We start from the raw sequence: 25,169 nt of genomic DNA on the forward strand, positions 1-25,169 counted from the left end.
GTTTACCATGTAACAAGCGGATTTTAGTGTCACTGAAAGCCATAATAATATTATGCACGCGATATTACATGCACTGAAGTGAACTATAATGACTGCGTTTTCATAAAGTTAAACAACATAAATGGACAGATAAAAACAGTGAAAAACGAAGCTAAACAGCCCACCTTCCTCTTTCACGACTACGAGACCTTTGGCAAAAGCCCGTCTCTGGATCGTCCGGCGCAGTTTGCCGGTGTGCGAACCGATATGGATTTCAATATCATCGGTGAGCCGGAAGTCTTTTACTGCCAGCCAGCAGATGACTATCTGCCGCAGCCGGAGGCGGTAATGATCACCGGTATCACCCCGCAACAGGCGAAGGCGCGTGGCGTCAGTGAAGCTGAGTTTGCACGGCGTATTCATACGCTGTTTAGTGAAGCCAACACCTGCGTAGTGGGCTACAACAATGTGCGCTTTGATGACGAAGTGACACGCAATATTTTTTATCGTAACTTCTACGACCCCTACGCCTGGAGCTGGCAAAATGGCAATAGCCGCTGGGATTTGCTGGATGTGATGCGCGCCTGCTATGCGCTGCGCCCGCAAGGGATCAACTGGCCAGAAAACGACGATGGCATGCCGAGTTTCCGTCTGGAACATCTGACCAAAGCCAATGGCGTCGAACATGCCAATGCCCACGATGCGATGTCCGATGTCTATGCCACCATCGCCATGGCAAAGCTGGTAAAAGAGCAGCAGCCCAGGCTGTATGACTATCTGTTAACCCATCGCACTAAGCAGAAACTTACCCCGCTGATCGATATCCCGCAGATGAAGCCGCTGGTGCATATTTCCGGCATGTTTGGCGCGTTTCGTGGCAATACCAGCTGGATTGCCCCGCTCGCCTGGCATCCGGATAACCGTAATGCGCTGATTACCTGCGATCTGGCCGGGGATATGACACCGCTGCTGGAGCTGGATGCCGATGCCCTGCGCGAGCGTCTGTATACACGGCGTGACCAGCTGGGCGATGCCGCTGCGGTGCCGGTTAAGCTGGTGCATATCAATAAATGCCCGGTACTGGCGCCCGCCAATACTCTGCGCCCGGAAGATGCGCAGCGCATCGGTATCGACCGCCAGCGCTGCCTGGATAATCTCGCCCTGCTGCGTCAGCATGCGGAAATTCGCGAAAAAGTGGTGACGCTGTTTGCCGAAGCCGAACCTTTTGTCGCCGCGGATGATGTTGATGCGCAGCTGTATGATGGCTTCTTTAGTGATGCTGATAAATCGGCGATGAATATTATTCTGCAAACCGAGCCAGCCAACTTACCGGCGCTGGATTTGACCTTTAACGATAAACGGATTGAGAAACTGCTGTTCCGCTATCGCGCACGCAACTTCCCCGGCACCCTTGATGACGCCGAGCAGCAGCGCTGGCTGCAACATCGTCGCGAAGCGCTGAACCCGGAACGGGTACAGAGTTATGTACAGGAGCTGGAGTCGCTGGCTAACTTATATGAAGGGGATAGTGACAAAATAGCGCAGCTGAAAGCGTTGTTTGATTATGCCCGCGAGCTGGTTTCCTGAATAAAAAAGGCGGCTATTTAAGCCGCCCTTACTTTTGATATCAGATTACATCAAATCTTCACTGCACTGTGGCACCGGATTACGGAACACGCGGGTGACAAACGCCAGGTAAGTCAGACCAATCGCCCCCCACACCAGGCCGAGAATCATCGAACTCTCTTCCAGGTTAATCCATAACGCCCCTACCGTCATCGCGCCCAACAGCGGCAACAGCAGGAAGTTGAAATTATCTTTCAGCGTCTTATTGCGACCTTCACGGATCCAGAACTGCGAAATTACCGACAGGTTAACAAAGGTAAACGCCACCAGTGCGCCAAAGTTAATCAGCGCGGTGGCGGTTACCAGATCAAAGGTCACCGAAGAGAGCGCAATCACGCCCACCAGCAGCACGTTCAGCGCCGGGGTGCGCCATTTTGGATGAATGTAACCAAAGAAACGCTCCGGGAAGACACCATCACGGCCCATCACATACATCAGACGCGATACGCCAGCATGAGCCGCCATACCGGAAGCCAGTACGGTCACGCAGGAGAAGATCAGAATGCCAAACTGGAAGGCTTTGCCTGCCACATACAGCATAATCTCAGGCTGCGATGCGTCCGGATCTTTAAAACGGCTGATATCCGGGAAGTAGAGCTGCAGGAAATAGGAGACCAGAATAAAGATCACGCCACCAATCAGCGCGGTCAGGAAGATCGCTTTTGGGATCACCCGGCCTGCATCTTTGGTCTCTTCGGACAGCGAGCTGATGCCATCAAAACCTAGGAACGAGAAGCAAAGAATGGTTGCGCCGGTAATCATCGGCACCACATGGGCATTTTCAGACCAGAACGGACGGCTGCTGACCAGCGTCCCTGCCCCTTCGCCATGGGCGACACCGTAAACCACCATGCCCATAATCGCCACCATCACCGCCACCTGCAGCACCACAATCACGCTGTTAAAGTTAGCAACGGTTTTAATGCCTTTCAGGTTCGAGATGGTCATAAAGCCCACCAGCAGCACGACAAAGATCCATGAAGGAATGCCGGGCACCAGCGCTTCGAAATAAATTTTTGCCAGCAGAATATTGATCATCGGCATAAACAGATAATCAAGCAGCGATGACCAGCCGACCATAAAGCCGACGTGCGGGCTGATCGCTTTCTGTGCGTAGGTATAAGCGGATCCCGCCGAGGGGAAGCGGCGTACCAGCTTACCGTAGCTTAACGCGGTAAACAGAATCGCAATCAGCGCAAAAGCATAAGCGGTGGCGACATGGCCATCGGTAAGACCTGAAACAATGCCAAAGGTATCGAACAGCGTCATCGGCTGCATATAAGCCAGACCCATCATTACAACAGGCATTAGCGTCAGTGTTTTTTTCAGGTGCGCGCGCGGCTGTGGCGCAGAGGTAACGTTATCAAGCGACATGATTCAGCCTCCCCATAGCGCCAACCTTTCTGGGTTGAACCACAGGGAAACTTCGCGAGGTGCGAGAGAGACTCTTCAGAGGGGAAACAGTGGAGCAGGCAGGTGAAAGAGCTGCTGCAGCGGCGCCGTAGTCATCACGTTGGCGAATACCGGCGGGAACCGGTGCAAAGTTAAGGTGTTGCCCCATCTTTCTTTTCCTCAAAAATCACGTTTATACGTGCTAAAAGCGTATAGGTATCTCTATCCGGAAACGGATCCGGCCCCTGTAAGTACTGGTTTGGTTGATTGCAAAAAAATAACCGGCGCGATAAGCGTCGGTTAGGGTTGCTGTTTTGCAGGGCGCATATTCTGCACTATCCGGAGGGAGGATGACAAGATGTTGAGACCTTCAGTAACAATTTCTTTGTTAACCAACCATCACATCAGGCGTTTTTTAACATCCAGTCGATTTCCGTCGCGGTGATCAACCGCTCGAAATGCATCAGCTCATGATGCTTACAGCTGTGCCAGACAAAACCAAATCGTTCACCCAGCAGTTTCTGTAACGCCGCGCTCTGCTCAAACTCATACAGCGCGTCGCTCTGGCGGATCGGCAGTGGATTACCTTCAGCCTCATGACCATTACCGGTGACGGCATGTGGCAACGGTAGCGGGTTATCCATGCCGTGCAGCATCCCGGCCAGAATCGCCGCTACCACCAGATAAGGGTTGGCATCAGCGCCGGCAACGCGATATTCAATACGGTGATTGTCGATATCGCCACAGGGAATGCGCAACGCCACGGTACGATTATTATGTCCCCACGAAGCCTGCAATGGCACAAAGGCATCAGGCAGAAAACGGCGGTAAGCATTAACGTTTGGCGCCAGCAGCGCCATTGAGGCGGGCATCAGATCAATCATGCCCGCAAGGGTACGTTTCAGCAGCGGCGAGTCACTGCCATCATCGGTGGCAAAAGCATTCTGGTCGGCGGCATCCAGCATGCTGATATGCACATGCATTCCGCTGCCCGCATACTCTTCGTAAGGTTTAGCCATAAAAGTGGCGTTCATGCCATGATTTTCTGCCACCTGACGCACCAGCCGTTTCAGCTGGATTGCGTGATCGCAGGCGCTTAGCACATTACGCGTATGATGCAGGTTAATCTCAAACTGGCCCGGCGAGGCTTCCGCCAGCGCGCCGTCGGCAGGAATGCCCTGCAAACGCGCCAGTTCATCAATATCACTCAGCACCTCAGAGAAATGGTCAAGATTATCGACGGAGTAGACCTGGCTTTGCATATTACGTTCGTCGCTACCCGGCGCGCACGGCGGCTGAATATAGCCTTCGGCGTCACGCTGTTTATCGACCAGATAGAACTCCAGCTCTACCGCTACCACCGGAAACAGACCTCGATTGCGCAGTTGCTGCCAGAGGTGATTGAGGACATTTCGGGGTTCAACGTCAAAGGGAGTGCCATCTTGATTACGCATGGTCAGCAGCACCTGCGCAAGATGTCTGGGGTCGGAAGCAGAAGGGATAAGTGTGCCGGAAACCGGAATACAAATATTATCGGGTTCACCCAGCGCCTGGCCTAAACCGGCTTCTTCTACGGTATTACCGAGGATATCCATGGCGAAAACTGACGCCGGGAAATAACAACCTTTTTCAACTTTTGCCAGACTGGCGAAGGGTATGCGCTTACCGCGAAAGACACCATTAAGATCATTAAGAAGAATATCGACATACTGCGTTTCAGGATGGCGTTCCAGATAGGCCTTGACCTCATGCTGGAACGCGCTGGTTCGTTGCCCTTCACTGTGTCTCGTGAAGTCTTCTACTTCCACCAGATTCGTCATAATTCACCCGCCGTTGACCTGTAATTTATCGGTTGTGCGTGATGCTCAAAATAACAGCCACATTTCTAACATAGCTCCAACACAAAAAGTGTGCAAATGTTACATTTCAGTTTGAATAATGAACAAGCGATTGCTAGATTGAAAATATATTGCACAGTTTCGCGCCATGAGCGCCTTGCCGGTTAATATTTTTGACAGCGTAGCGAGGATGAGATGGGCATTATTTTTAACAAGCCGTTGATTGGCGTAGTAATGTGCCAGATCGATAAAGATGGCCACCCCACCCAGATGGTGCATAACAAGTATCTTGACGCCGTGGCGCTTGCCGGTGGCGTGCCGCTTGGCCTGCCCCACAATCTGATCAGCCAGCCCGATCTATTGGAAAACGCTATGGCTGCGCTGGACGGCATTTTGCTTACCGGCAGTCCGAGCAATATCGAGCCATGGCACTATGGCGAAGAAGGTAGCGAGAGTTATGCTGATCCAGGCCGCGACCAGCTGGCGTTTGCTTTAATTACGCAGGCGATTGTCCGCCAGATGCCGATTATGGCCATCTGCCGCGGCTTGCAGGAACTGGTGGTCGCTACCGGCGGTGCGTTACATCGTCAGTTACACCTGCAACCCGGTTTTCAGGAACACCGCGAAGATGAATCGCTGTCACTTGACGAGCAGTATGCTGACGCCCACCAGGTATGGGTTGAACCCGATGGCCTGCTGTCAGGATTAGTTAATGGCAGCAAAACGTTATGGGTGAACTCGCTGCATCAACAAGGTATTCGCAGTTTAGGTCCGCAACTCCGCATCGAGGCGCGCGCCGCCGATGGGCTGATCGAAGCGGTCAGTCTGCAACAACATCCTTTTGCTTTCGCCGTGCAGTGGCACCCCGAATGGCATTGCGATGCATCGGCGCAGTCACGCCTGTTGTTCGATGGCTTTATCAACGCCTGCAACAGGTATCAAAAGGAATCACGGCTATGAGCGAAGCCACTCTGGCGCCCGGACGGCGTTTATCGCAACTCCGGCAGCAGATGGGATTGTCACAGCGGCGCGTCGCCGAACTGTCGGGACTGACGCACAGTGCTATCAGCACCATTGAACAGGACAAGGTCAGTCCGGCAGTCAGTACCTTACAGAAGTTATTAAAAGTTTATGGTTTATCGCTGTCGGAGTTTTTCTCCGAGCCGGTGATCGCCGAAGAACCGAAAGTGGTGATCCAGCCGTCTGAACTGATCGATATCGGCAGCCAGGGGGTGTCACTGAAGCTGATCCATAACGGCAATGCCGAACGTACGCTGGCAATGCTGCTGGAAACCTATCAGCCTGGCGCCACCACCGGGGAAAAAATTCGCCATCAGGGCGAAGAGACCGGCACCCTGCTGGAAGGTGAAATTATGCTGGCGATTAGTGGTCAGGTTTATCATCTGCATGCCGGTGAAAGTTATGTGATTAATACCGGTAACCTGCACAGTTTTACTAATAACTCGACCCAGCCTTGTCGCATTGTCAGTGCGCATACGCCAGCGACATTTTAGAACGATATTTTTTAAACCGTGCCAGGAAGGTTGTATGAAACATGTGGAAAGCTATTATGCAGCGACCGCTAACCCGCACGCTGACTGGCCCCAGCTGGAAGAGAGCATCCAGTGTGATGTCTGTATTATTGGCGGCGGCTTTACCGGCCTGTCATCGGCGCTGTATCTGACCGAAGCCGGTTACGATGTGGTGCTGCTGGAGGCCGCGCGCGTAGGTTACGGCGCCAGCGGGCGCAACGGCGGCCAGGTAGTGAACTCTTACAGCCGCGATATTGATGTGATCCAGCAGCGTTATGGCGTTAACGTCGCCAAAATGCTGGGAAGCATGATGTTTGAAGGCGCCGATATTATTCGTGATCGTATCGACCGCTATGCGATTGACTGTGATTATCGTCCTGGCAATATTTTCGCTGCGCTGAATAACCGCCAGATGGGCCATTTGCGCGCGCAGAAAGCGTTATGGGAAAGCTATGGCAACCAGCAGATCAGCCTGCTGGATCAGAGTGGCATGCGGCGTGAAGTGGCCAGCGAACGCTATGTCGGCGGCCTGCTGGACGAGCGCGGTGGTCATCTGCACCCGCTGAATCTGGCGCTGGGCGAAGCAGAGGCGATTCGCCGTCACGGCGGCCGTATTTATGAGCACTCGGCCGCCACTAACGTGCTTTATGGTTCGCCCAATGTGGTTAAAACCGCCAAAGGTGATGTCAGGGCGACATTTGTGGTGTTCGCCGGTAACGCCTATCTGGCGCCACAACTGGAGCCGCGCCTGGGCAGAAAAAGCATGCCCTGTGGTTCACAGATTATTACCACCGAACCGCTTAGCGCCGATACCGCGCTGTCGCTGCTGCCCAATAATCGCTGTGTCGAAGACTGTAATTATCTGCTCGACTACTTCCGCCTGACTGCCGATAACCGCCTGTTATATGGCGGCGGCGTGATTTACGGTGCGCGCGATCCGCAGGATATCGACGCACTGATCCGGCCGAAACTGCTAAAGACCTTTCCGCAGCTGAGCGGCGTCAGTTTTAGCTATCGCTGGAGCGGCAATTTCCTGCTGACGCTGTCGCGTATGCCACAGTTTGGCCGGCTGGAGAATAATGTCTATTACATGCAGGGTGACAGCGGACACGGTGTCACCTGCACCCATCTGGCCGGTAAACTGATTGCCGAAACCCTGCGCGGCGATGCCGAGCGTTTTGATGCTTTCGCCACCCTGCCGCATCTGCCCTTCCCGGGCGGACGCCGTTTTCAGATCCCGTTAACGGTAATGGGCGCAGCATGGTATGCGCTGCGCGATCGGTTAGGGGTATAACCATCAATACGGGCGGCGAGAACGCCGCCCGTATTGCAATAACCCGGATTAAGCCAGCGGCATTTTCTGTGGATCCGGCCAGCTGTACTCAAAACCCAGCTCGCTACAGATCTTATTACCGTCAATGATTTTGCCGCTGGCGGCTGTCTGATCGTCGATAAAGGTGGGCGGCGTCAGGCCCAGCTGACTGGCGACGGCCGGATAGAACTGATTACGTGGCGGATGACCGGGCGCGCTAAGATTGTAGATATGGCCGCCTTTCGGCGTCTGCAATAACAGTGCGATGGCTTCCACCACATCATCCAGATGCACTAAATTAACCCCCTGATCGCCATCGGCGACATCGGTTTTACCGGCGAGAAAACGCCCCGGATGACGATTTGGCCCCACCAGCCCGGAGAGGCGCAGAATATCCACCGAGGTCCCCGGCAGAGCGTGTAGCCAGTTCTCCAGCTCCACCAGCGTCTGACCGGCGACCGTTTCCGGCAGCAGCGGGCTGTTCTCTTTCATCACGCCGCTGGCTTTGCCATACACCGAGGTGGAGCTGGTAAAAACAATGCGCGGAACACTGAACGCCAGCGCGCTGTCGACGATTTGCTGTACCGCCTGCACATAATGCGCGCCGCCTTCCACCGTGCGGCTGGCCGGCAGCGTCACCACCAGCGCATCGACACTTAGCAGCGACTCCAGATCGTCAGCATCGCAGATCAGTTCTGGCGTCAGTTCCAGCTGATAGCCGTCAATGCCGCACATGCGCGCCGCCTCAACGCCGTCCGGCGTGGTTTTACTGCCGGTCACCTGCCAGCCACGTGATGCCAGCGCCATTGCCAGCGGCATCCCCAGCCAGCCCAGCCCCACTATCGCGACTCTCTTCATGCCCTTTACTCCCACGCAGTTCCGTCCAGATCATTAAGGCTACGCCACTGTTTTCAGACTGACAATCTCTGGCTGATAAGAGAATATGCCATCACTGACAAAAAAGGGTTGCCATCAGCGCCCATCTTAGTTAGGTTATTTACACATTAAATGAATACACATTCATCTACGGAATTTATATGACACGCGTTCAGTTCAATCACCATCATCACCATCACCCTGACTAGTCTTTCAGGCGATGAGTGCTGGAAGACGTTTAGGATCTTCCAGTGGTGCAGAACGCAAGAGAGCCCCCGGAAGATCACCTTCCGGGGGCTTTTTTTTTTTGGACTTTACGCGCATCAAAAACGTTTCATTGCTAACCAGCAGCTAAGAGTTAAAAGAGGACAGGACCGATGTTAGATAACACCCGTTTGCGCATAGCTATGCAGAAATCAGGCCGTTTAAGCGATGAATCACGCGAATTACTGGCGCGCTGTGGCATCAAGATTAATTTACAGCAGCAGCGTCTGATCGCCTTCGCTGAAAACATGCCTATCGATATCCTGCGCGTACGTGATGACGATATCCCTGGCCTGGTAATGGACGGTGTGGTTGATCTCGGTATTATCGGTGAAAACGTGCTGGAAGAAGAACTGCTGACCCGCCGTGCGCAGGGCGAAGACCCGCGTTACTTTACGCTGCGTCGCCTTGATTTTGGCGGTTGCCGTCTGTCACTGGCGATGTCAGTGGATGATGAATATAGCGGTCCGCAGTGCCTGCAAAACAGCCGTATCGCTACCTCTTATCCTCACCTGCTGAAGAAGTACCTCGATAAACAAGGCGTTAACTTTAAATCCTGCCTGCTGAACGGCTCTGTCGAAGTGGCACCACGCGCCGGCCTGGCCGACGCCATCTGCGATCTGGTCTCTACCGGCGCCACGCTGGAAGCCAACGGCCTGCGTGAAGTCGAAGTGATCTACCGCTCGAAAGCCTGTCTGATTCAGCGCGATGGCGAAATGCCAGCAGCAAAACAGGAACTTATCGACAAGTTAATGACCCGTATTCAGGGGGTGATTAAAGCACGCGAATCCAAATATATTATGTTGCACGCGCCAAGTGACCGTCTGGACGAAGTCATTGCCCTGCTGCCAGGCGCCGAGCGCCCAACCCTGCTGCCGCTGGCTGGTGATAAGAGCCGTATTGCAATGCATATGGTCAGCAGCGAAACACTGTTCTGGGAAACCATGGAGAAACTGAAAGCGCTGGGCGCCAGTTCCATCCTGGTGCTGCCAATTGAGAAGATGCTGGAGTAAGCCCATGAGCGCGTTCAATACGGTAATCGACTGGCAGGCATGCAGTGCCGCACAGCAGCAAAACTTGCTGACGCGTCCGGCCATCGCCGCTTCTGAGAACATCACGCAGACCGTGCGCGGGATTCTCGACAAGGTTAAAAATGAAGGTGACGCGGCGCTGCGTTACTACAGCGCCACCTTTGATAAAACCCAGGTTGACGCCCTGCGCGTCAGCGCGGCAGACATCACCGCCGCCGCTGCGCGTCTGGGTGATGATATCAAACAGGCGATGGCGGTCGCGGTGGGCAATATTGAGAAGTTCCACCTTGCCCAGCAGCTGCCTGCGGTGGATATCGAAACCCAGCCCGGCGTGCGCTGTCAGCAGATCACCCGTCCGGTGGCCTCGGTGGGCCTCTATATTCCTGGTGGATCTGCCCCGCTGTTCTCCACGGTATTGATGCTGGCCACCCCGGCGCGCATCGCCGGTTGCCAGCGCGTGGTGCTCTGTTCGCCGCCGCCGATTGCAGATGAGATTCTCTATGCTGCGCAGCTGTGCGGCGTGCAGGAAGTGTTTCAGGTCGGCGGTGCGCAGGCGATTGCCGCGCTGGCGCTGGGCACCGAATCAGTACCGAAAGTGGACAAGATTTTTGGCCCGGGTAATGCCTGGGTTACCGAAGCAAAACGCCAGGTGAGCCAGCGTCTGGATGGCGCCGCTATCGATATGCCAGCGGGTCCGTCGGAAGTGCTGGTGATTGCCGATGCTGAAGCAACGCCGGATTTTGTCGCCTCCGATCTGCTGTCGCAGGCAGAACATGGCCCGGATTCACAGGTGATTTTACTGACGCCGTCGCGGACGATGGCTGAAGCGGTCGCCGTGGCGGTTGAACAACAGCTGACACAGCTGCCGCGTGCAGAAACTGCGCGTAAGGCATTAGAGAGCAGCCGCCTGATTGTGGCGCGCGATCTGCAGCAGTGCGTGGAGATCTCAAACCGCTATGGCCCGGAGCATCTGATTATTCAGACGCGCCAGGCACGCGATCTGGTCGACAGTATTACCAGCGCCGGTTCAGTCTTTCTTGGCGACTGGTCACCGGAATCCGCGGGTGATTACGCTTCCGGCACCAACCATGTGCTGCCGACCTACGGTTATACCGCCACCTGTTCCAGCCTCGGTCTGGCAGATTTCCAGAAACGCATGACGGTGCAGGAACTGACGCCGCAGGGCTTTCTCAATCTGGCGCCCACTATTGAAATTCTGGCCGCTGCCGAGCAGCTGACCGCCCATAAAAATGCCGTGACATTGCGCGTAGCCGCACTGCGGGAGAAAGCATGAACAGCGTAAATATCGAAGATCTGGCGCGCGCTAACGTCCGCGCCCTGACGCCTTACCAGTCGGCGCGCCGTCTCGGCGGCAATGGCGATGTCTGGCTGAATGCCAATGAGTACCCGCTGGCGGTGCCGTTTGAACTGTCGCAGCAGACGTTAAACCGTTATCCGGAGTGTCAGCCCAAACGGGTGATTGAGCGTTATGCCGCGTATGCCGGCCTGACGCCGGAGCAGGTGCTGGCTTGTCGCGGCGCAGATGAAGGTATTGAGCTGTTAATGCGCGCCTTCTGCGAGCCGGGTAAAGACGCGGTGCTGTTCTGCCCGCCAACTTACGGCATGTACAGCGTCAGCGCTGAAACCATCGGCATTGAATATCGTACCGTTGAAGCGCGCGAAGACTGGCAGCTGAATCTGCCGGCGATTGCCGACCAGCTGGAAGGGGTAAAACTGGTTTATGTCTGCAGCCCGAACAATCCAACCGGTAATCTGATCAACCCTGACGATCTGCGTCAGTTGCTGGAGATGACGCGCGGTAAAGCCATCGTGGTCGCGGATGAAGCCTATATTGAATTTTGTCCGCAGGCGACGCTGGCAGGCTGGTTAAAAGATTATCCGCATCTGGTGGTGTTACGTACGCTGTCAAAAGCCTTTGCGCTGGCCGGGCTGCGTTGCGGTTTTACGCTGGCCAATAAGCCGGTTATCGACCTGCTGATGAAAGTGATTGCGCCTTATCCGCTCTCCACTCCGGTGGCCGATATTGCCGCCCAGGCGCTTAGCGACCAGGGCATCGCACTGATGCGCGAGCACGTCGCCGCGCTGAATGCCACCCGCGACTGGCTGGCTGGCGCCCTTAAGGATTGCGACTGCGTGGAACAGGTGTTCGCCAGCCAGACCAACTATCTGCTGGCGCGCTTTAGCGCTTCCAGCCAGGTGTTTAAAACGCTCTGGGATCAAGGCATTATCTTGCGTGACCAGAATAAACAACCGGGGCTTGCCGGATGCCTGCGCATCTCCATTGGCACCCGTGAAGAGTGCGAACGAACTGTCGCCGCACTGAAACCTTTACCCGGCGCAGCTGTATCCAGGGAGCAAGCATGAGCCAGAAGACGCTTTTTATTGACCGTGACGGCACCATTATTTCTGAACCACCCGCTGATTTTCAGGTAGACCGCATGGATAAACTGGCCTTTGAGCCGGAGGTGATCCCTGCGCTGCTGGAACTGCAAAAAGCCGGTTACCAGCTGGTGATGATCACCAATCAGGATGGTCTCGGCACCAGCAGCTTCCCGCAGGCCGATTTCGATGGCCCGCACAATCTGATGATGCAGATCCTGACCTCTCAGGGTGTGAAGTTTGACCAGATCCTGATCTGCCCGCATAAGCCGGAAGATAACTGCGACTGCCGTAAGCCAAAGGTGCAGATGGTTGAGGCCTGGCTGGCGGAAGGCGTGCTGGATAAAGCCAACAGCTATGTAATCGGCGACCGCGCCACCGATATCGAACTGGCAGAGAATATGGGCATCAGCGGCCTGCGCTATGCCACAGACGGCCTGAACTGGCAGCAGATCAGCCAGCAGCTGACCAGACGTGACCGTTATGCGCGCGTAAACCGTAATACCAAAGAGACGCAGATTGAGGTTGAAGTCTGGCTGGATCGCGAAGGCGGCAGCAAAATCAACACCGGTGTCGGCTTCTTCGACCATATGCTCGATCAGATCTGTACCCATGGCGGCTTCCGCATGAATATCGATGTAAAAGGCGATCTCTATATCGACGATCACCACACGGTGGAAGATACCGGGTTAGCCCTCGGTGAAGCGCTGCTGAAAGCGCTCGGCGACAAACGTGGCATTGGTCGCTTTGGCTTTGTCCTGCCAATGGACGAGTGCCTGGCGCGCTGTGCGCTGGATATCTCTGGTCGTCCGCACCTTGAATACAAAGCCGAGTTTAGCTACCAGCGCGTTGGCGATCTGAGCACCGAGATGGTGGAGCACTTCTTCCGCTCACTCTCTTACTCGATGGCCAGTACCCTGCACCTGCGCACCAAAGGTAAAAACGATCACCACCGCGTCGAAAGCCTGTTTAAAGCCTTTGGCCGCACGCTGCGTCAGGCGATCCGCGTTGAGGGCAACACCCTGCCGAGTTCGAAAGGAGTGCTGTGATGAACGTCGTTATTCTTGATACCGGCTGCGCCAACCTCTCTTCGGTGAAGTGGGCGATTCAGCGTCTCGGTTATCAGCCGCAGGTCAGCCGCGAGGCGGATGTGGTGTTAAATGCCGATAAGCTGTTTCTGCCCGGTGTCGGCACCGCACAGGCAGCGATGGATCAGCTGCGTCAGCGTGAGCTGATTGAATTAATCAAAGCCTGCACCCAGCCCACACTGGGGATTTGCCTTGGCATGCAGTTGCTGGGTTCCGGCAGCGATGAGAATGGCGGTATTGAGACACTGGGCATTATCGACCAGCCGGTAAAGCTGATGAAAGATTACGGCCTGCCGCTACCGCATATGGGCTGGAATCAGATTACCTCCCAGGCGGGTAACCATCTGTTTCGCGGTATCGAGGATGGCAGCTATTTCTACTTCGTCCACAGCTATGCCATGCCGGTAAATGAATTTACCATCGCGCAGTGCAACTACGGCGAGCCGTTTACCGCCGCAGTGCAGAAAGATAATTTCTTTGGCGTGCAGTTCCACCCTGAACGTTCCGGTGCTGCCGGCGCACAGCTGATGAAGAATTTCCTGGAGATGTGACAGCGATGATTATCCCGGCATTAGATTTAATTGATGGCAAAGTGGTGCGTCTGCATCAGGGCGATTATGGTCAGCAGCGCGATTACGGCAGCGACCCGCTGCCCCGTCTGCAGGACTACCAGCGTCAGGGCGCACAGGTATTGCACCTGGTGGATTTAACCGGCGCAAAAGACCCGCAAGCACGCCAGATCCCACTGCTGCAAAAACTGCTGGCTGGCGTCACCATCCCGGTCCAGGTTGGCGGCGGTATTCGTACGCAACAGGATGTTGCCGCGCTGCTGGCTGCTGGCGCCACCCGCGTGGTGGTTGGCTCCACGGCGGTAAAACAGCCGGAAGAAGTACAGCAGTGGTTCCGCCAGTATGGCGCGGAAGCGATTGTGCTGGCGCTGGATGTGCGCATTGACGCCAGTAATCGTAAAGAAGTGGCAATCAGCGGCTGGCAGGAAGCGGCCGGTGTCACACTGGAGCAGGTGATTGAACAGTATCTGCCGTTCGGCCTGAAGCATGTGCTCTGCACCGATATCTCCCGTGACGGTACCTTAAGCGGCTCGAATGTTGAGCTGTATCAGGAAGTGACCACGCGCTACCCGCAGATCGCTTTCCAGTCTTCCGGCGGCATTGGCTCGCTGGATGATATCGCTGCCCTGCGCGGCTGTGGCGTGCAGGGGGTGATTGTTGGCCGCGCCCTGCTTGAAGATAAATTTACGGTTACGGAGGCAATTTCATGCTGGCAAAACGGATAATTCCTTGTCTCGACGTGCGTGATGGCCAGGTCGTGAAAGGTGTGCAGTTCCGCAACCATGAAATCATTGGCGATATCGTGCCGCTGGCGCAGCGCTATGCGCAGGAAGGCGCTGACGAGCTGGTATTTTATGATATCACCGCCTCTTCGGATGGCCGTGTGGTTGATAAAAGCTGGGTATCACGCGTGGCGGAAGTAATTGATATCCCTTTCTGCGTCGCGGGCGGCATCAAATCGGCGGAAGATGCTGCGCAGATCCTCTCGTTTGGCGCGGATAAGATTTCGATTAATTCCCCGGCGCTGGCCGATCCTGAGTTAATCACCCGTCTTGCCGATCGTTTTGGCGTACAGTGTATTGTGGTGGGTATTGATACCTGGTTTGACGAGCAGAGTGGCAAATATCACGTCAACCAGTATACCGGTGATGAAAGCCGCACCCGCGTGACCCAATGGGAAACGCTGGAGTGGGTTCAGGAAGTGCAGAAACGTGGGGCTGGCGAGATTGTACTGAATATGATGAATCAGGATGGTGTGCGTAATGGCTACGATCTGGTTCAGCTGAAAAAGGTACGTGAAGTCTGTAAAGTGCCCCTGATTGCCTCCGGCGGTGCGGGCACTATGGAGCATTTCCATCAGGCATTCCGCGACGCTGATGTCGATGGCGCACTGGCAGCTTCAGTGTTTCACAAACAGATTATTAATATCGGCGAACTGAAAACGTTCCTGATTAAGCAAGGTGTGGAGATTCGCGCGTGTTAACACAACAACAACTGTCCAGTCTGGATTGGGTAAAAACTGACGGCATGATGCCGGTAGTGGTACAGCATCGCGTCTCCGGCGAAGTGCTGATGCACGGGTATATGAATCAGGAAGCGCTAAGTAAGACCCTGAGCGAAGGCAATGTGACCTTCTTCTCGCGTACTAAACAGCGCCTGTGGACCAAAGGCGAAACCTCCGGTCACTTTCTCAAAGTTGCAAGCATTACGCCGGATTGCGATAACGATACGCTGCTGGTACTGGCGGATCCGATTGGGCCAACCTGCCATAAAGGCACGTCCAGCTGCTTCTCGCCTGCCGCAGCGGACTGGACCTTTCTGTATCAGCTGGAGCAACTGCTGGCGGAGCGCAAGCATGCGGATCCGGAAAGCTCTTACACTGCGCGTCTTTACGCCAGCGGTACCAAGCGCATTGCGCAGAAAGTCGGCGAAGAAGGCGTGGAAACCGCACTGGCGGCCACCGTTAACGATCGTCATGAACTGACCAACGAGGCCTCTGACCTGATTTATCACCTGCTGGTGCTGCTGCAGGATCAGGAGCTTGACCTGAGTACGATTATTGCCAATCTGCGCGAACGTCATAAGTAAGCGGGATAAGGGAAATGGAGGCCGGGAAACCGGCCTTTTGCTTTTCAACGGTTTGCAGACGAAAAAAAACCCGGCAATCGCCGGGTTCGATAATCGGGCTGGTATTTAGTGGGTTTCGCGATAATGGCGTACCATATTGCGGCCAAGTACAATTGCTGAACCTGCAATTCCGCCTAATATAATAGCAAGAATCATAATCAGGGCTTTTTTCGGGCTATCACGACGAATTGGCAGATCTGGCTGCATTATAGCGCGATAGGATTGCAGATTATCTACCTGGATATTCAGATTTTCAATCGCCAATAAAGCACGCTGCGTTTCATAATAATAGTCGTCAAATACTAATGGTTTAGTATTTTCATTATCAATCATAGAGCGCAGAGCATCAGAACCTAATAGATATAAAGTATCATCAGAAAGATATTCGGCCTGCTGCAACTGGGACTTTTCAATCTTCGCCGCTTCAGCAATTCTCAATGCCTGTTTTATCGCATCAATTCGTCGTTGTTTCTTATCTTGCGCAACCTTAACCTGCAACGCCAGCGACTCACCTAGCTCACGTTGTTTAATTGCCAGGCTACGCATAATATCTGCGCTGTAATCATCTACAACCTGGGCATTGATGGTCTGAATATATTTGGTCAGCTCCTGCTGTGCTTTTTTGGCAGTTTGATCAGAAAAACTGATTGTCAGCGTATCATTCTGGTCTTTCACCAGCTGCTCAACTTTAAGGTCGAGTGGGACTTCAAGATTATGTAATGAGCCAGAAAGCGCTGAAATCGAAGCGCCAAACCGACTGAAAAGCTGGCGCTGTAAATCGGTAATCGCTAATTTATCCTGTGGATACTGTGAAGAGAGTGCATTTAGTGCAACATTGTAATTGGCAACCTGCCCTGCGCTGGGCACTGTGACTATTGATTTCGACGTCCATTGCTCTTTAACGACAGAAACATAAATTGCGGCCAAAACAGCCATCATGATAACGACAGCAATGATAATAATCTTACCTCGCCATAACTGAGCAATAATATCGAGCATATCAAGCTCATCATCACTATTGTAAAAATTTTGGCGTAAAGGAGATTGCTCCGGTGTAACAGATTTATTATTACTCATAATTTCCTTGAAACATCACTAAACTATGACTGACAGCATTATAAGTCAGTATAAAGTTTTTTGCCAAAAAGGTGAAAGAAAACAGCAGGAAAAGGTGCAGTGAGGTATATGACAAATAATTCTAAATAAAAACTCCCGCCAAAGCGGGAGTTGCAGTGATAACTTAATCAAGCCACTCGGTGTGGAACACACCTTCTTTATCAGTGCGTTTGTAAGTATGGGCACCGAAGTAATCACGCTGAGCCTGAATCAGGTTAGCTGGCAGTACCGCTGAACGGTAGCTGTCATAATAAGCAATCGCAGCGGAGAAAGTCGGCGTTGGAATACCGTTCTGAACGGCATAAGCCACCACGTCACGCAGCGCTTGCTGATACTCATCTGCGATGTTTTTGAAATATGGCGCCAGCAGCAGGTTCGCAATGTTAGCGTTATCAGCATAAGCATCGGTAATTTTCTGCAGGAACTGAGCACGGATAATACAACCAGCACGGAAGATTTTCGCAATCTCACCGTAATGCAGATCCCAGTTGTTCTCATCAGAGGCAGCTTTCAACTGAGAGAAGCCCTGAGCATAGGAAACGATTTTACCGAGATACAGCGCGCGACGCACTTTCTCAACAAATTCAGCTTTATCACCGCTCACAGTCTGAACAGTTGGGCCACTCAGCACTTTAGATGCCGCAACGCGCTGGGTTTTCAGTGAAGAGAGGTAACGTGCAAACACTGATTCAGTGATCAGTGACAGTGGCTCACCGAGATCCAGCGAGCTCTGGCTGGTCCATTTACCGGTGCCTTTATTGGCAGCTTCATCCAGAATCACATCAACCAGGTATTTACCCTCTTCATCTTTCTTGGTGAAGATATCTTTGGTAATGTCGATCAGATAGCTGCTCAGTTCGCCTTCGTTCCACTCACTGAAGGTTTTAGCCAGCTCTTCGTTGCCAAGATTCAGGGCGTTTTTCAACAGTGAATAGGCTTCAGCAATCAGCTGCATATCGCCATACTCAATACCGTTGTGTACCATCTTAACGTAGTGACCTGCGCCGTCCGGCCCCATATAAGCGACACAAGCTTCGCCCTCAGCAACAGCAGCAATCTCGGTAAGAATTGGCGCAACCAGTTCGTAGGCTTCTTTCTGACCGCCAGGCATGATGGAAGGACCTTTTAGTGCACCCTCTTCACCACCGGAAACACCAGTACCGATAAAGTTAAAGCCCTGCTCAGATAGCTCTTTGTTGCGACGGATAGTATCTTTATAGAAGGTGTTCCCGCCATCGATAAGGATATCGCCTTTATCGAGGTGAGGAGTCAGGGAAGCAATGGTTTTGTCAGTAGCTTCACCCGCCTGCACCATCAGCAGGATACGACGCGGTTTTTCCAGTGAATCGACAAAGTCCTCAACACTATAGTGAGCGACCAGGTTTTTACCCTGATTCTCTGCAACCACTTCATCCGTTTTTTCGCGTGAGCGGTTGAAGATAGAGACTGAATAGCCGCGGCTCTCAATATTGAGTGCCAGATTACGGCCCATTACTGCCATACCTACAACGCCGATCTGTTGCTTGGACATACCTACTCCTGTCTAGGTGAGAAAACCAGCAGTTCTGTGACTGCGGTCAATGTTCTGAACATGTTAACTCAGGTTTAGGGGGGGATGGTAGTAATTGGTGCGATAGCTGGTAAGCAATTTTCTGAAAAGTAAATATGTTAACAATGACTTTCGCACATGTACGGATTAACGGGCCAGTTTATATAAAATTTTTCTTATAAAAACGGGCATAAGTCTCAGCACTACACGCCCGGCAAAATTATATATATATTGATTCCAACTGATAAATTTTATCTTCCGCTGGAAATTCAACACAGATAACTCATATTTAAGATGTCTGAAACCTCTTCGCTTCTGGAGATCATCTCCCGCACGCATATTGACTAGTACGACAGGAATATTAGCAAATTTAATATTTTTAGTGATTAACAGGCTCCATAATGCATAGTCCTGTGATTTACGAAAAAGAGGGTATCCGCCATTGTCGATGACCGCTTTTTTACGAAACATCACGCTTGGGTGACTCATCGGGCTGCGGCTGCGCGCGAAGTAACAGATATCGTCATGCTCAATGGGAACCTTCCGGCAAGCGACCACATCCAGGCTGCGGGCATCGACTTCGTTAATATAGCCACCACATACTGAAACAGATGCATTATTATTGAAGAAACTTATCTGCTGCTTAAAACGATCAGGCAAAGATAAATCATCCGCATCCATTCTTGCAACAAGATCATAACTGCAATTTTCAAGACCAATATTAAGGGCTTTCGCTAGCCCAACATTTTCTTTTAACTCAATAAAAGTGGTCGTTCTGTCAAATTTTTCGATAAAGCTTTGTATAACAGAAATAGTATCCTGAGGTAAGGGGCCATCGGCCACGATGATAATTTCATCAGGTTTCAATGTCTGTACGAAAGATATACTTTCCAATGCTTCAGATAAGAAATCCGCATGGTCATCTTTATAAACACTAATGAGGACAGAAAATTTATGCGAAGAAGCTTCAACGTTTTCCATATTCACCGGTGCGATTCCTTAACCCATCCCAGATGCCTTGAGTAATAAAAATCAACCTTTTTTTTCCATCGGGTAAAAAAACTGGATAGACAACCCACTTAAATAATATTTTTGCCAGACTACTTAATTTCCAGTAAACAGGAACATAGTTTCTGCGCATTAATATTAAAGCATTGCGTACTGCATAATAATGTCTGAATGGGGATGGCATCCCTACGTTCAGAATATTAAGAATCTTAAATTTGCCATCACCTAAACGATGGCCCAGCAGCGCTCTCGTGTTACGCACAACTTGAAATCCGGCACGTTGTAGACGCCAACAATACTCATGGTCAACAGCATCTATGAAAAGTTCATCTGCCATTCCTCCCACGGCCATCCAGGCATCTTTAACTATCAAGCTGCCTGAACTAAGCGTACAACTCACCTGCATGTAATGATTCTGAACGACGGGTTTGCCTTTTTTTACTCTGGCTTTATTAACTTCGTTAGTATATCGATCGAAATCCTGTGCTCCTACCAGGCCGACTTTTACATTGTGTGCAGTGAGTTCGTTATAAGCCGACAGCAATTGCTCGACCATATCCGGCTTTGCTAAACTATCCTGATCCATCTGCAGAACGAAATCAGCATTCTCTTTAACAAAAGCGATCTCCATCCCTACACTTTGAGCAGCAGCAATACCAATATTCTTCCCATGCGAAATGATAATAATACGTTCATCTTTTGGCAAATAATCAGCATTCAATGAACCATCAGAGTTATCGCAAATAATAACCTTATCAGTTTGTAATAACAGATTGTCAACACTTTGATTTAATAAGGTCAAATCCGGGTTAAAGGTCACTAACACAGTCACAACTTTAGTCATTTTTTACATCCTGAGCGTGTCCCTTATCCATTTGGAACATTTGCATAGTCAATCTTGACAAAACCCATAGGGGTATAAAAACAATACAAATTGAGAGATATTGACCCAGAGCGAATGTGGTATCTTGCTCGATATATAGAGTATTCGCCGCTATCAATACATAAAAAATCATACTAGCAGGTGATGCGGACAGTTTCATCAGCATTTTGTTCCTGATATAACTCACAGAGAACCCAACAATAAAAGAATAAAAAATTGAAAGGTAAGGACCAAGGTAAAACAGACCAAAAACATTATGCCGTGGGTTAGGCCCTTGGATTTGATTGCTGTCGTACACTGACCAGAATATTTGCAAGCCAAGGTTAGTGGGTAGATTAGCCCAATCCACTAATCTGAACGCGCCAAAGAAGTCTTTAAACAAGGCCAAAAAGAAATTAGCAGGCATCAGCTGTTCTAAGGTCCCATTGATGTAGGACATAAAATATATATCACCGGTATTTACGAAACGCATCGCTAATACTGAAAACAGGTAGCTAAAATTATCACTATTTGTTTGATAAGAAATAGTTATTAACGCTGCCATAACACCAAGAGAAAGAAAGATCAGGAAAAATCTTTTTATTTTCTTGTAAATCGTCCTTTCGACATCGAACTTGTTCACAAAAAGCAATACATAAAACATACTGAACACCATCAGTAATATTGAGGCTTTTGCGCCACTAAGTATTGCAGCGACCAGACAAAAAACAATGACAAAATAGTCAACTATGACAGAAAAGCCTTTTCTCTCAACAAAGAAGAGGCGATAGAAAGCAATTGCGCAACTTGCAATCTGAGTAACGAAAATAATCCTGTTAAATATACCGTATCCGTCCCCGCCAGAAAAAATCGCCAGACGAGATGCAAAGAAAAGAGGAATACCACTCTGATAATAGATAAATAGTTGTGAAGACATAAACAGAAAGATGCTTGCGGGGTACAGGATCTTTATCGTGCCACCGTAATACGGTCGCCGCCCCTGCCCACTCAAATTGATCTTTTTAAAGGATGGTCGTCGATTGCAGAGAAAACCAATAAAAAAGGCTGATTGGGTAGCAAGAAATGAATAAAAATAATAACCTTTAATTAGACCATTCAGATATAGTATAAATACCACTGAATAACCGGAACCAGCCATCAGCACAATAAAAACGATTGGATCATACAGCATATATATGTGTTTACGGAGTATCAGATACGTACAAAAAACACTTAAAAAAGTTATGATCAGAGACAAAAGCAAATTCTGAGAGTACAGTTCGAGAAATGATAATTTTGTCATTTTTTGATTACTTTTATTTTAAAATCATAAATAACCTTGAAGGTTTTACGTAAAAGTTTTGGTAACGGATTAAGAAAGCCAACCATATCGATCCTGTAAGTCAGGAGATACCATCTGGCTAATCCAGAGAAGGCCATAGCGTGTCTGTAATTCACATTAGCAAATTCTTTTTCAGCATTTTCAAGATATAGTTTACTGCGAGAAGCATTCTGTAAATGCACACGATAGTTTGCTAATTTTTCCTGATTGAAAACCACATTGCATTGAGATACGAGTCTTAGATAAAAATCTCTATCTTCAGCACGAAGCGTTTCATCATATTCTCCAGTCTTCGCATAGGCTTCTCGTTTAATAATTAATGCTGGACCCGGCACATTCCAGTTGAAAACCAATTCATTTGCTAATTGAGTAGTTAATAGCTGTTTTTTATTAGATTTTCTGAATTGGAAAAAACAGCTCTCAAACAGAGTGTTGTTGTTACCATCGATAACCTTGCAATCATTGATCACTGCATCAGCACCGGATTTTATCAAAAATAATAAAGCAGTATCCAGCGCTTTTTCATTAACAGAGTCATCACTGGCAATAATATACACATAATCATAAGCACAATAAGACAGGCAGTGATTAAGTGATGCTGACACACCTTTATTGCATTCATTGATTAATATCTGATACGACAATAGTGGATTGAGTTCACTTGCCAGTTCAAGTGATGATTTCAAGGCTTCTAAGGAGTTGTCTGTAGAACAATCATCACAAGCAATGACGTTGATAATTCCAGAATATGAACGTGACAAACTCATTATACAATTGTTAATATATTTGCAATGGTTATAAGTTGGTACAATTATATTGATCGGTGGGAAGCCAACTTCGCTTAAATTATGCATTTACTTTTCCATGCAGAAGCTTATCAAGGTTTTTGAAAACCAAGATATATAAAGTTATAAAGTACAGGAAATAAGTAATAAGATAGGAAATAGTCGCACTCTCAAGTCCAAGTTTGCCGACAAGTATATAGGTCAGTGAGAAGTAAATAAATTGGAAGACAATTTCCGTTACGATAAATAATTTAACCATCGCTTTACTGAGCATTATATATGATAATACCCAACTCAACATTTTGAAAAAATCCCCTAAGACTTGCCATCCCATGACTTTAGTAACAGGAATAAAATCTTCGCTAAATAACAATGTTATGATGTGGCTTCGAAAGAAATAGATAAACATCGAAATTAAAACCAATACGGGGATCAGTATCTTGTAAAAAAATACAATTTCATGTTTGATTTCACTGGCATTCAAAAGAGATGATAAACGAGGTAATAGATACACACTCAATGTAGTGGTGAAAAAAGTAAGATATGCGCCACTTAGCCTGTTTAATGATTCCCAATATCCGGCAGCTTCAATATTTATACTGTTTGTTAATACATACCTGATGCCAATAAGCACCAATGGTGATAATATGCTTGAAACGATGGCCATCAGAGCAAACTTAAACAAATTTGTGGCGATAGCTTTATCTATACCCTCAATAAAGTTGCTTATTTTAAATATCTTTTTCCTGATGCATATTATAAATGTAGCAATAAAAGCAAATGATTGGTTAACTGCCAATGCAATAAGAGCGCCGGTCAATCCCAGCTTCGTTGCCAAAAGCGTAGTGATTAATAATGATAATAAACTTCCTAAAATATTCGCCAGTACAAAGCTTTTTATTTCCCTTAAGCCATTTAACACTGCAAGCATAAAGGCATTTCCTACAAAAAAAACTAATGTCGCTGAAAAAATAATAAATACGTATTGATATTTTTCATTATTTAAAAAAAAGTTAGCCAGACTATTACTAAACAATGCTAAAAACAACGCAAACACTAGTGAGCTGATTAAACAAATCGAGAATGAAGTTGCCCACAACGCATTTAGTTTCTTCTCATCATCGGCGTATTCAGAAGTATATTTGACGATACCATTATTGACAGCTCCGGAAGAAAACGCAGTAACAATTGTCACTGCGTTTTGAAACTGCCCCATCAAGGCGTAACCAGATGGACCAACAGTTATGGCCAGGATTTTATTTAACCCCAGAAGTGTTGCCATCCGGATAATAACTGCAATACCACTATAAAAACTTGTTTTTATTAAATTCATATAGTATATGCATTTATAATTTCAATAACTTTATCAATATCATTATCATCCATAGTAGGATCTAATGGCAGCGACAAGACAGATGAATGTATTGATTCAGTGACAGGTAAAATAAGATTATTATACTTTTTATAGGCTATCTGTTTATGCGGTGGAATTGGGTAGTGGATCAATGTCTGCACGTCATTTTCATCCAAATATTTTTTCAGGCTCTCTCTATCTTGACTCTGGATGACATATAAATGCCATACATGCTCTTTTTTATCCCTGACATATGGCAGTTTGATATGTTGGTTTTTTATGCCTGTATTATATTTCTCAGCAATCTTTTGTCTGACAGTAGTATCAAAGTCGAGATATTTTAGTTTTACGTTGAGCATCGCGGCCTGAATTTCATCCATACGACTGTTTAACCCAACATAGATATTTTCGTATTTTTTATGTGATCCATAATTTCTCAAAGCAACTAGCGTTGACGCCAAAGTGTCATCATTTGTCGTTATTGCACCAGCATCACCCAAGGCTCCAAGATTTTTACCCGGATAGAAACTAAATCCGGCAGCATTTCCCCACGATCCTGCTGGTTTTCCATCGATCAATGCACCATGCGATTGAGCGCAATCTTCCAATACTAAAAGATTATGCTGCTGAGCAATTTGCATTATTTCCCTCATAGGTGAAATTTGGCCATACAAATGCACAGGAAGTATAACACGTGTCTTTTCGGTGATAGCATCTTTGATGTTTTTTGCATTCAAATTAAAGCTGACTTCGTCAGGTTCAACGAATACAGGAACTAAACCATTTTGAGTTATGGCTATTATCGAAGCAATATAGGTGTTTGCCTGAACAATAACCTCATCGCCTGTTTTAATGTAACCTAACTCTTTCCACGCGCACAGAGTAAGGATAAGAGCATCAAGCCCATTGGCTACGCCAATAGCATATTTTGTCTTAACATAAGTAGCAAAATTTTTCTCGAAGTTTTTCAACTCTTCACCGAGGATATACCACCCCGACTCAATAACCCGAGAACAAGCTTCCTTCAGCTCAGTTGAATAACGTGCGTTTATTGCTTTTAAATCCAGGAAGTTAATCATTTTTCAGCCACTAATGAGTTTGCGAGAGTCGTTAAAAAAA

General features: G+C 49.3%; 24 protein-coding genes and 1 other annotated feature. Of the genes, 13 read left to right on the top strand and 11 right to left on the bottom strand.

Translation table 11 applies throughout. From position 1 onward, the window contains the following. Positions 1–138 precede the first annotated feature (138 nt). On the top strand, positions 139–1,566 hold the full coding sequence (gene sbcB / locus J2125_RS03215; RefSeq protein WP_017800204.1) for an exodeoxyribonuclease I: 1,428 nt from the start codon (positions 139–141) through the stop codon (positions 1,564–1,566). A gap of 45 nt (positions 1,567–1,611) precedes the next feature. Here sbcB and J2125_RS03220 read toward each other — a convergent pair whose 3' ends face one another. Both J2125_RS03220 and J2125_RS03225 read right to left on the bottom strand, forming a co-directional pair. Beyond that, positions 1,612–2,979 carry an APC family permease gene (locus tag J2125_RS03220; protein ID WP_017800205.1) on the bottom strand — a complete coding sequence of 456 codons (1,368 nt, stop codon included), beginning with the start codon at positions 2,977–2,979 and terminating at the stop codon, positions 1,612–1,614. 422 nt (positions 2,980–3,401) lie between these two features. After that, a complete protein-coding gene (locus tag J2125_RS03225) occupies positions 3,402–4,817 on the bottom strand; it encodes a glutamine synthetase family protein (RefSeq protein WP_017800206.1) in 1,416 nt (471 codons plus the stop codon). Positions 4,818–5,030: 213 nt separating this feature from the next. On the opposite strand from J2125_RS03225, the gene puuD reads away from it, so the two are divergent. Genes puuD through J2125_RS03240 form a run of 3 tightly spaced genes read left to right on the top strand, consistent with a single transcriptional unit; the run spans position 5,031 to position 7,661 of the window. Next, the gene (gene puuD / locus J2125_RS03230) at positions 5,031–5,795 is read left to right on the top strand and encodes a gamma-glutamyl-gamma-aminobutyrate hydrolase (RefSeq protein ID WP_017800207.1); all 765 of its coding nucleotides are present in this window, start codon (positions 5,031–5,033) and stop codon (positions 5,793–5,795) included. Next, a complete protein-coding gene (gene puuR, locus J2125_RS03235; protein ID WP_017800208.1) occupies positions 5,792–6,349 on the top strand; it encodes an HTH-type transcriptional regulator PuuR in 558 nt (185 codons plus the stop codon). The genes puuD and puuR overlap by 4 nt, the downstream gene beginning before the upstream one ends. A 34-nt stretch (positions 6,350–6,383) precedes the next feature. Beyond that, positions 6,384–7,661 (top strand): NAD(P)/FAD-dependent oxidoreductase, encoded by a 1,278-nt coding sequence (locus J2125_RS03240; protein WP_017800209.1) that lies wholly within the window; start codon positions 6,384–6,386, stop codon positions 7,659–7,661. Positions 7,662–7,709: 48 nt separating this feature from the next. On the opposite strand, the gene J2125_RS03245 is transcribed toward J2125_RS03240, so the two are convergent. Beyond that, a complete protein-coding gene (locus J2125_RS03245) occupies positions 7,710–8,537 on the bottom strand; it encodes an SDR family oxidoreductase (RefSeq protein WP_026111589.1) in 828 nt (275 codons plus the stop codon). A gap of 179 nt (positions 8,538–8,716) precedes the next feature. Here J2125_RS03245 and hisL point away from each other — a divergent pair, with 179 nt between their 5' ends. From hisL to hisIE, 9 genes are all read left to right on the top strand, one after another. Further along, positions 8,717–8,764, top strand: coding sequence for a his operon leader peptide (hisL, locus tag J2125_RS03250; RefSeq protein WP_100396937.1), 48 nt, complete (start codon positions 8,717–8,719; stop codon positions 8,762–8,764). After that, positions 8,740–8,861 (top strand) — a sequence feature (His leader region). (Overlaps the previous gene by 25 nt.) 71 nt (positions 8,862–8,932) lie before the next feature. Continuing rightward, entirely contained in the window at positions 8,933–9,832 is a 900-nt protein-coding gene (hisG, locus tag J2125_RS03255) for an ATP phosphoribosyltransferase (protein ID WP_026111590.1), read from the top strand. Positions 9,833–9,836: 4 nt separating this feature from the next. Continuing rightward, positions 9,837–11,144 (top strand): histidinol dehydrogenase, encoded by a 1,308-nt coding sequence (hisD, locus tag J2125_RS03260; protein ID WP_017800212.1) that lies wholly within the window; start codon positions 9,837–9,839, stop codon positions 11,142–11,144. Next, positions 11,141–12,235, top strand: a complete 1,095-nt coding sequence (hisC, locus tag J2125_RS03265; protein WP_017800213.1) for a histidinol-phosphate transaminase — start codon at positions 11,141–11,143, stop codon at positions 12,233–12,235. Before hisD ends, hisC begins: the two co-directional genes overlap by 4 nt. After that, entirely contained in the window at positions 12,232–13,299 is a 1,068-nt protein-coding gene (gene hisB / locus J2125_RS03270; protein ID WP_017800214.1) for a bifunctional histidinol-phosphatase/imidazoleglycerol-phosphate dehydratase HisB, read from the top strand. Before hisC ends, hisB begins: the two co-directional genes overlap by 4 nt. Next, a complete protein-coding gene (gene hisH / locus J2125_RS03275) occupies positions 13,299–13,889 on the top strand; it encodes an imidazole glycerol phosphate synthase subunit HisH (RefSeq protein WP_017800215.1) in 591 nt (196 codons plus the stop codon). Before hisB ends, hisH begins: the two co-directional genes overlap by 1 nt. Before the next feature lie 5 nt (positions 13,890–13,894). Further along, positions 13,895–14,632, top strand: a complete 738-nt coding sequence (gene hisA, locus J2125_RS03280) for a 1-(5-phosphoribosyl)-5-[(5-phosphoribosylamino)methylideneamino]imidazole-4-carboxamide isomerase (protein ID WP_017800216.1) — start codon at positions 13,895–13,897, stop codon at positions 14,630–14,632. Beyond that, complete coding sequence (gene hisF / locus J2125_RS03285) at positions 14,614–15,390, top strand: imidazole glycerol phosphate synthase subunit HisF (protein ID WP_017800217.1); 777 nt, start codon at positions 14,614–14,616, stop codon at positions 15,388–15,390. Before hisA ends, hisF begins: the two co-directional genes overlap by 19 nt. Further along, positions 15,384–15,995, top strand: a complete 612-nt coding sequence (hisIE, locus tag J2125_RS03290; protein WP_017800218.1) for a bifunctional phosphoribosyl-AMP cyclohydrolase/phosphoribosyl-ATP diphosphatase HisIE — start codon at positions 15,384–15,386, stop codon at positions 15,993–15,995. Before hisF ends, hisIE begins: the two co-directional genes overlap by 7 nt. A 105-nt stretch (positions 15,996–16,100) precedes the next feature. Here hisIE and wzzB read toward each other — a convergent pair whose 3' ends face one another. The 8 genes from wzzB to J2125_RS03330 form a co-directional block, all read right to left on the bottom strand. Then, on the bottom strand, positions 16,101–17,111 hold the full coding sequence (gene wzzB, locus J2125_RS03295; RefSeq protein WP_017800219.1) for an LPS O-antigen chain length determinant protein WzzB: 1,011 nt from the start codon (positions 17,109–17,111) through the stop codon (positions 16,101–16,103). A gap of 163 nt (positions 17,112–17,274) precedes the next feature. After that, a complete protein-coding gene (gene gndA / locus J2125_RS03300; protein WP_017800220.1) occupies positions 17,275–18,681 on the bottom strand; it encodes an NADP-dependent phosphogluconate dehydrogenase in 1,407 nt (468 codons plus the stop codon). 165 nt (positions 18,682–18,846) lie between these two features. After that, a complete protein-coding gene (locus J2125_RS03305) occupies positions 18,847–19,680 on the bottom strand; it encodes a glycosyltransferase (protein WP_017800221.1) in 834 nt (277 codons plus the stop codon). Beyond that, positions 19,667–20,551 carry a glycosyltransferase family 2 protein gene (locus J2125_RS03310; RefSeq protein ID WP_017800222.1) on the bottom strand — a complete coding sequence of 295 codons (885 nt, stop codon included), beginning with the start codon at positions 20,549–20,551 and terminating at the stop codon, positions 19,667–19,669. Before J2125_RS03310 ends, J2125_RS03305 begins: the two co-directional genes overlap by 14 nt. Next, positions 20,544–21,761, bottom strand: a complete 1,218-nt coding sequence (locus J2125_RS03315) for an O-antigen polymerase (protein WP_157819435.1) — start codon at positions 21,759–21,761, stop codon at positions 20,544–20,546. The genes J2125_RS03310 and J2125_RS03315 overlap by 8 nt, the downstream gene beginning before the upstream one ends. Positions 21,762–21,868: 107 nt before the next feature. Further along, positions 21,869–22,765 carry a glycosyltransferase family 2 protein gene (locus J2125_RS03320; protein WP_071590498.1) on the bottom strand — a complete coding sequence of 299 codons (897 nt, stop codon included), beginning with the start codon at positions 22,763–22,765 and terminating at the stop codon, positions 21,869–21,871. Next, entirely contained in the window at positions 22,758–24,029 is a 1,272-nt protein-coding gene (locus J2125_RS03325) for an O-antigen translocase (protein ID WP_017800225.1), read from the bottom strand. The genes J2125_RS03320 and J2125_RS03325 overlap by 8 nt, the downstream gene beginning before the upstream one ends. Beyond that, positions 24,026–25,129, bottom strand: a complete 1,104-nt coding sequence (locus J2125_RS03330) for a DegT/DnrJ/EryC1/StrS family aminotransferase (protein WP_017800226.1) — start codon at positions 25,127–25,129, stop codon at positions 24,026–24,028. Before J2125_RS03330 ends, J2125_RS03325 begins: the two co-directional genes overlap by 4 nt. Between the last annotated feature and the right edge of the window lie 40 nt (positions 25,130–25,169).

Source organism: Winslowiella toletana (genome assembly GCF_017875465.1).
In the GTDB taxonomy this organism is placed as follows: Bacteria; Pseudomonadota; Gammaproteobacteria; order Enterobacterales; family Enterobacteriaceae; genus Erwinia; species Erwinia toletana.

Bases quoted from the DNA above. Each gene is read 5' to 3' on its own strand.
- J2125_RS03220 (WP_017800205.1), bottom strand. From the start codon at position 2,979: ATGTCGCTTGATAACGTTACCTCTGCGCCACAGCCGCGCGCGCACCTG.
- J2125_RS03225 (WP_017800206.1), bottom strand. From the start codon at position 4,817: ATGACGAATCTGGTGGAAGTAGAAGACTTCACGAGACACAGTGAAGGG.
- puuD (WP_017800207.1), top strand. From the start codon at position 5,031: ATGGGCATTATTTTTAACAAGCCGTTGATTGGCGTAGTAATGTGCCAG.
- puuR (WP_017800208.1), top strand. From the start codon at position 5,792: ATGAGCGAAGCCACTCTGGCGCCCGGACGGCGTTTATCGCAACTCCGG.
- J2125_RS03240 (WP_017800209.1), top strand. From the start codon at position 6,384: ATGAAACATGTGGAAAGCTATTATGCAGCGACCGCTAACCCGCACGCT.
- J2125_RS03245 (WP_026111589.1), bottom strand. From the start codon at position 8,537: ATGAAGAGAGTCGCGATAGTGGGGCTGGGCTGGCTGGGGATGCCGCTG.
- hisG (WP_026111590.1), top strand. From the start codon at position 8,933: ATGTTAGATAACACCCGTTTGCGCATAGCTATGCAGAAATCAGGCCGT.
- hisD (WP_017800212.1), top strand. From the start codon at position 9,837: ATGAGCGCGTTCAATACGGTAATCGACTGGCAGGCATGCAGTGCCGCA.
- hisC (WP_017800213.1), top strand. From the start codon at position 11,141: ATGAACAGCGTAAATATCGAAGATCTGGCGCGCGCTAACGTCCGCGCC.
- hisB (WP_017800214.1), top strand. From the start codon at position 12,232: ATGAGCCAGAAGACGCTTTTTATTGACCGTGACGGCACCATTATTTCT.
- hisH (WP_017800215.1), top strand. From the start codon at position 13,299: ATGAACGTCGTTATTCTTGATACCGGCTGCGCCAACCTCTCTTCGGTG.
- hisA (WP_017800216.1), top strand. From the start codon at position 13,895: ATGATTATCCCGGCATTAGATTTAATTGATGGCAAAGTGGTGCGTCTG.
- hisF (WP_017800217.1), top strand. From the start codon at position 14,614: ATGCTGGCAAAACGGATAATTCCTTGTCTCGACGTGCGTGATGGCCAG.
- wzzB (WP_017800219.1), bottom strand. From the start codon at position 17,111: ATGAGTAATAATAAATCTGTTACACCGGAGCAATCTCCTTTACGCCAA.
- gndA (WP_017800220.1), bottom strand. From the start codon at position 18,681: ATGTCCAAGCAACAGATCGGCGTTGTAGGTATGGCAGTAATGGGCCGT.
- J2125_RS03305 (WP_017800221.1), bottom strand. From the start codon at position 19,680: ATGGAAAACGTTGAAGCTTCTTCGCATAAATTTTCTGTCCTCATTAGT.
- J2125_RS03310 (WP_017800222.1), bottom strand. From the start codon at position 20,551: ATGACTAAAGTTGTGACTGTGTTAGTGACCTTTAACCCGGATTTGACC.
- J2125_RS03315 (WP_157819435.1), bottom strand. From the start codon at position 21,761: ATGCTGTATGATCCAATCGTTTTTATTGTGCTGATGGCTGGTTCCGGT.
- J2125_RS03320 (WP_071590498.1), bottom strand. From the start codon at position 22,765: ATGCATAATTTAAGCGAAGTTGGCTTCCCACCGATCAATATAATTGTA.
- J2125_RS03325 (WP_017800225.1), bottom strand. From the start codon at position 24,029: ATGAATTTAATAAAAACAAGTTTTTATAGTGGTATTGCAGTTATTATC.
- J2125_RS03330 (WP_017800226.1), bottom strand. From the start codon at position 25,129: ATGATTAACTTCCTGGATTTAAAAGCAATAAACGCACGTTATTCAACT.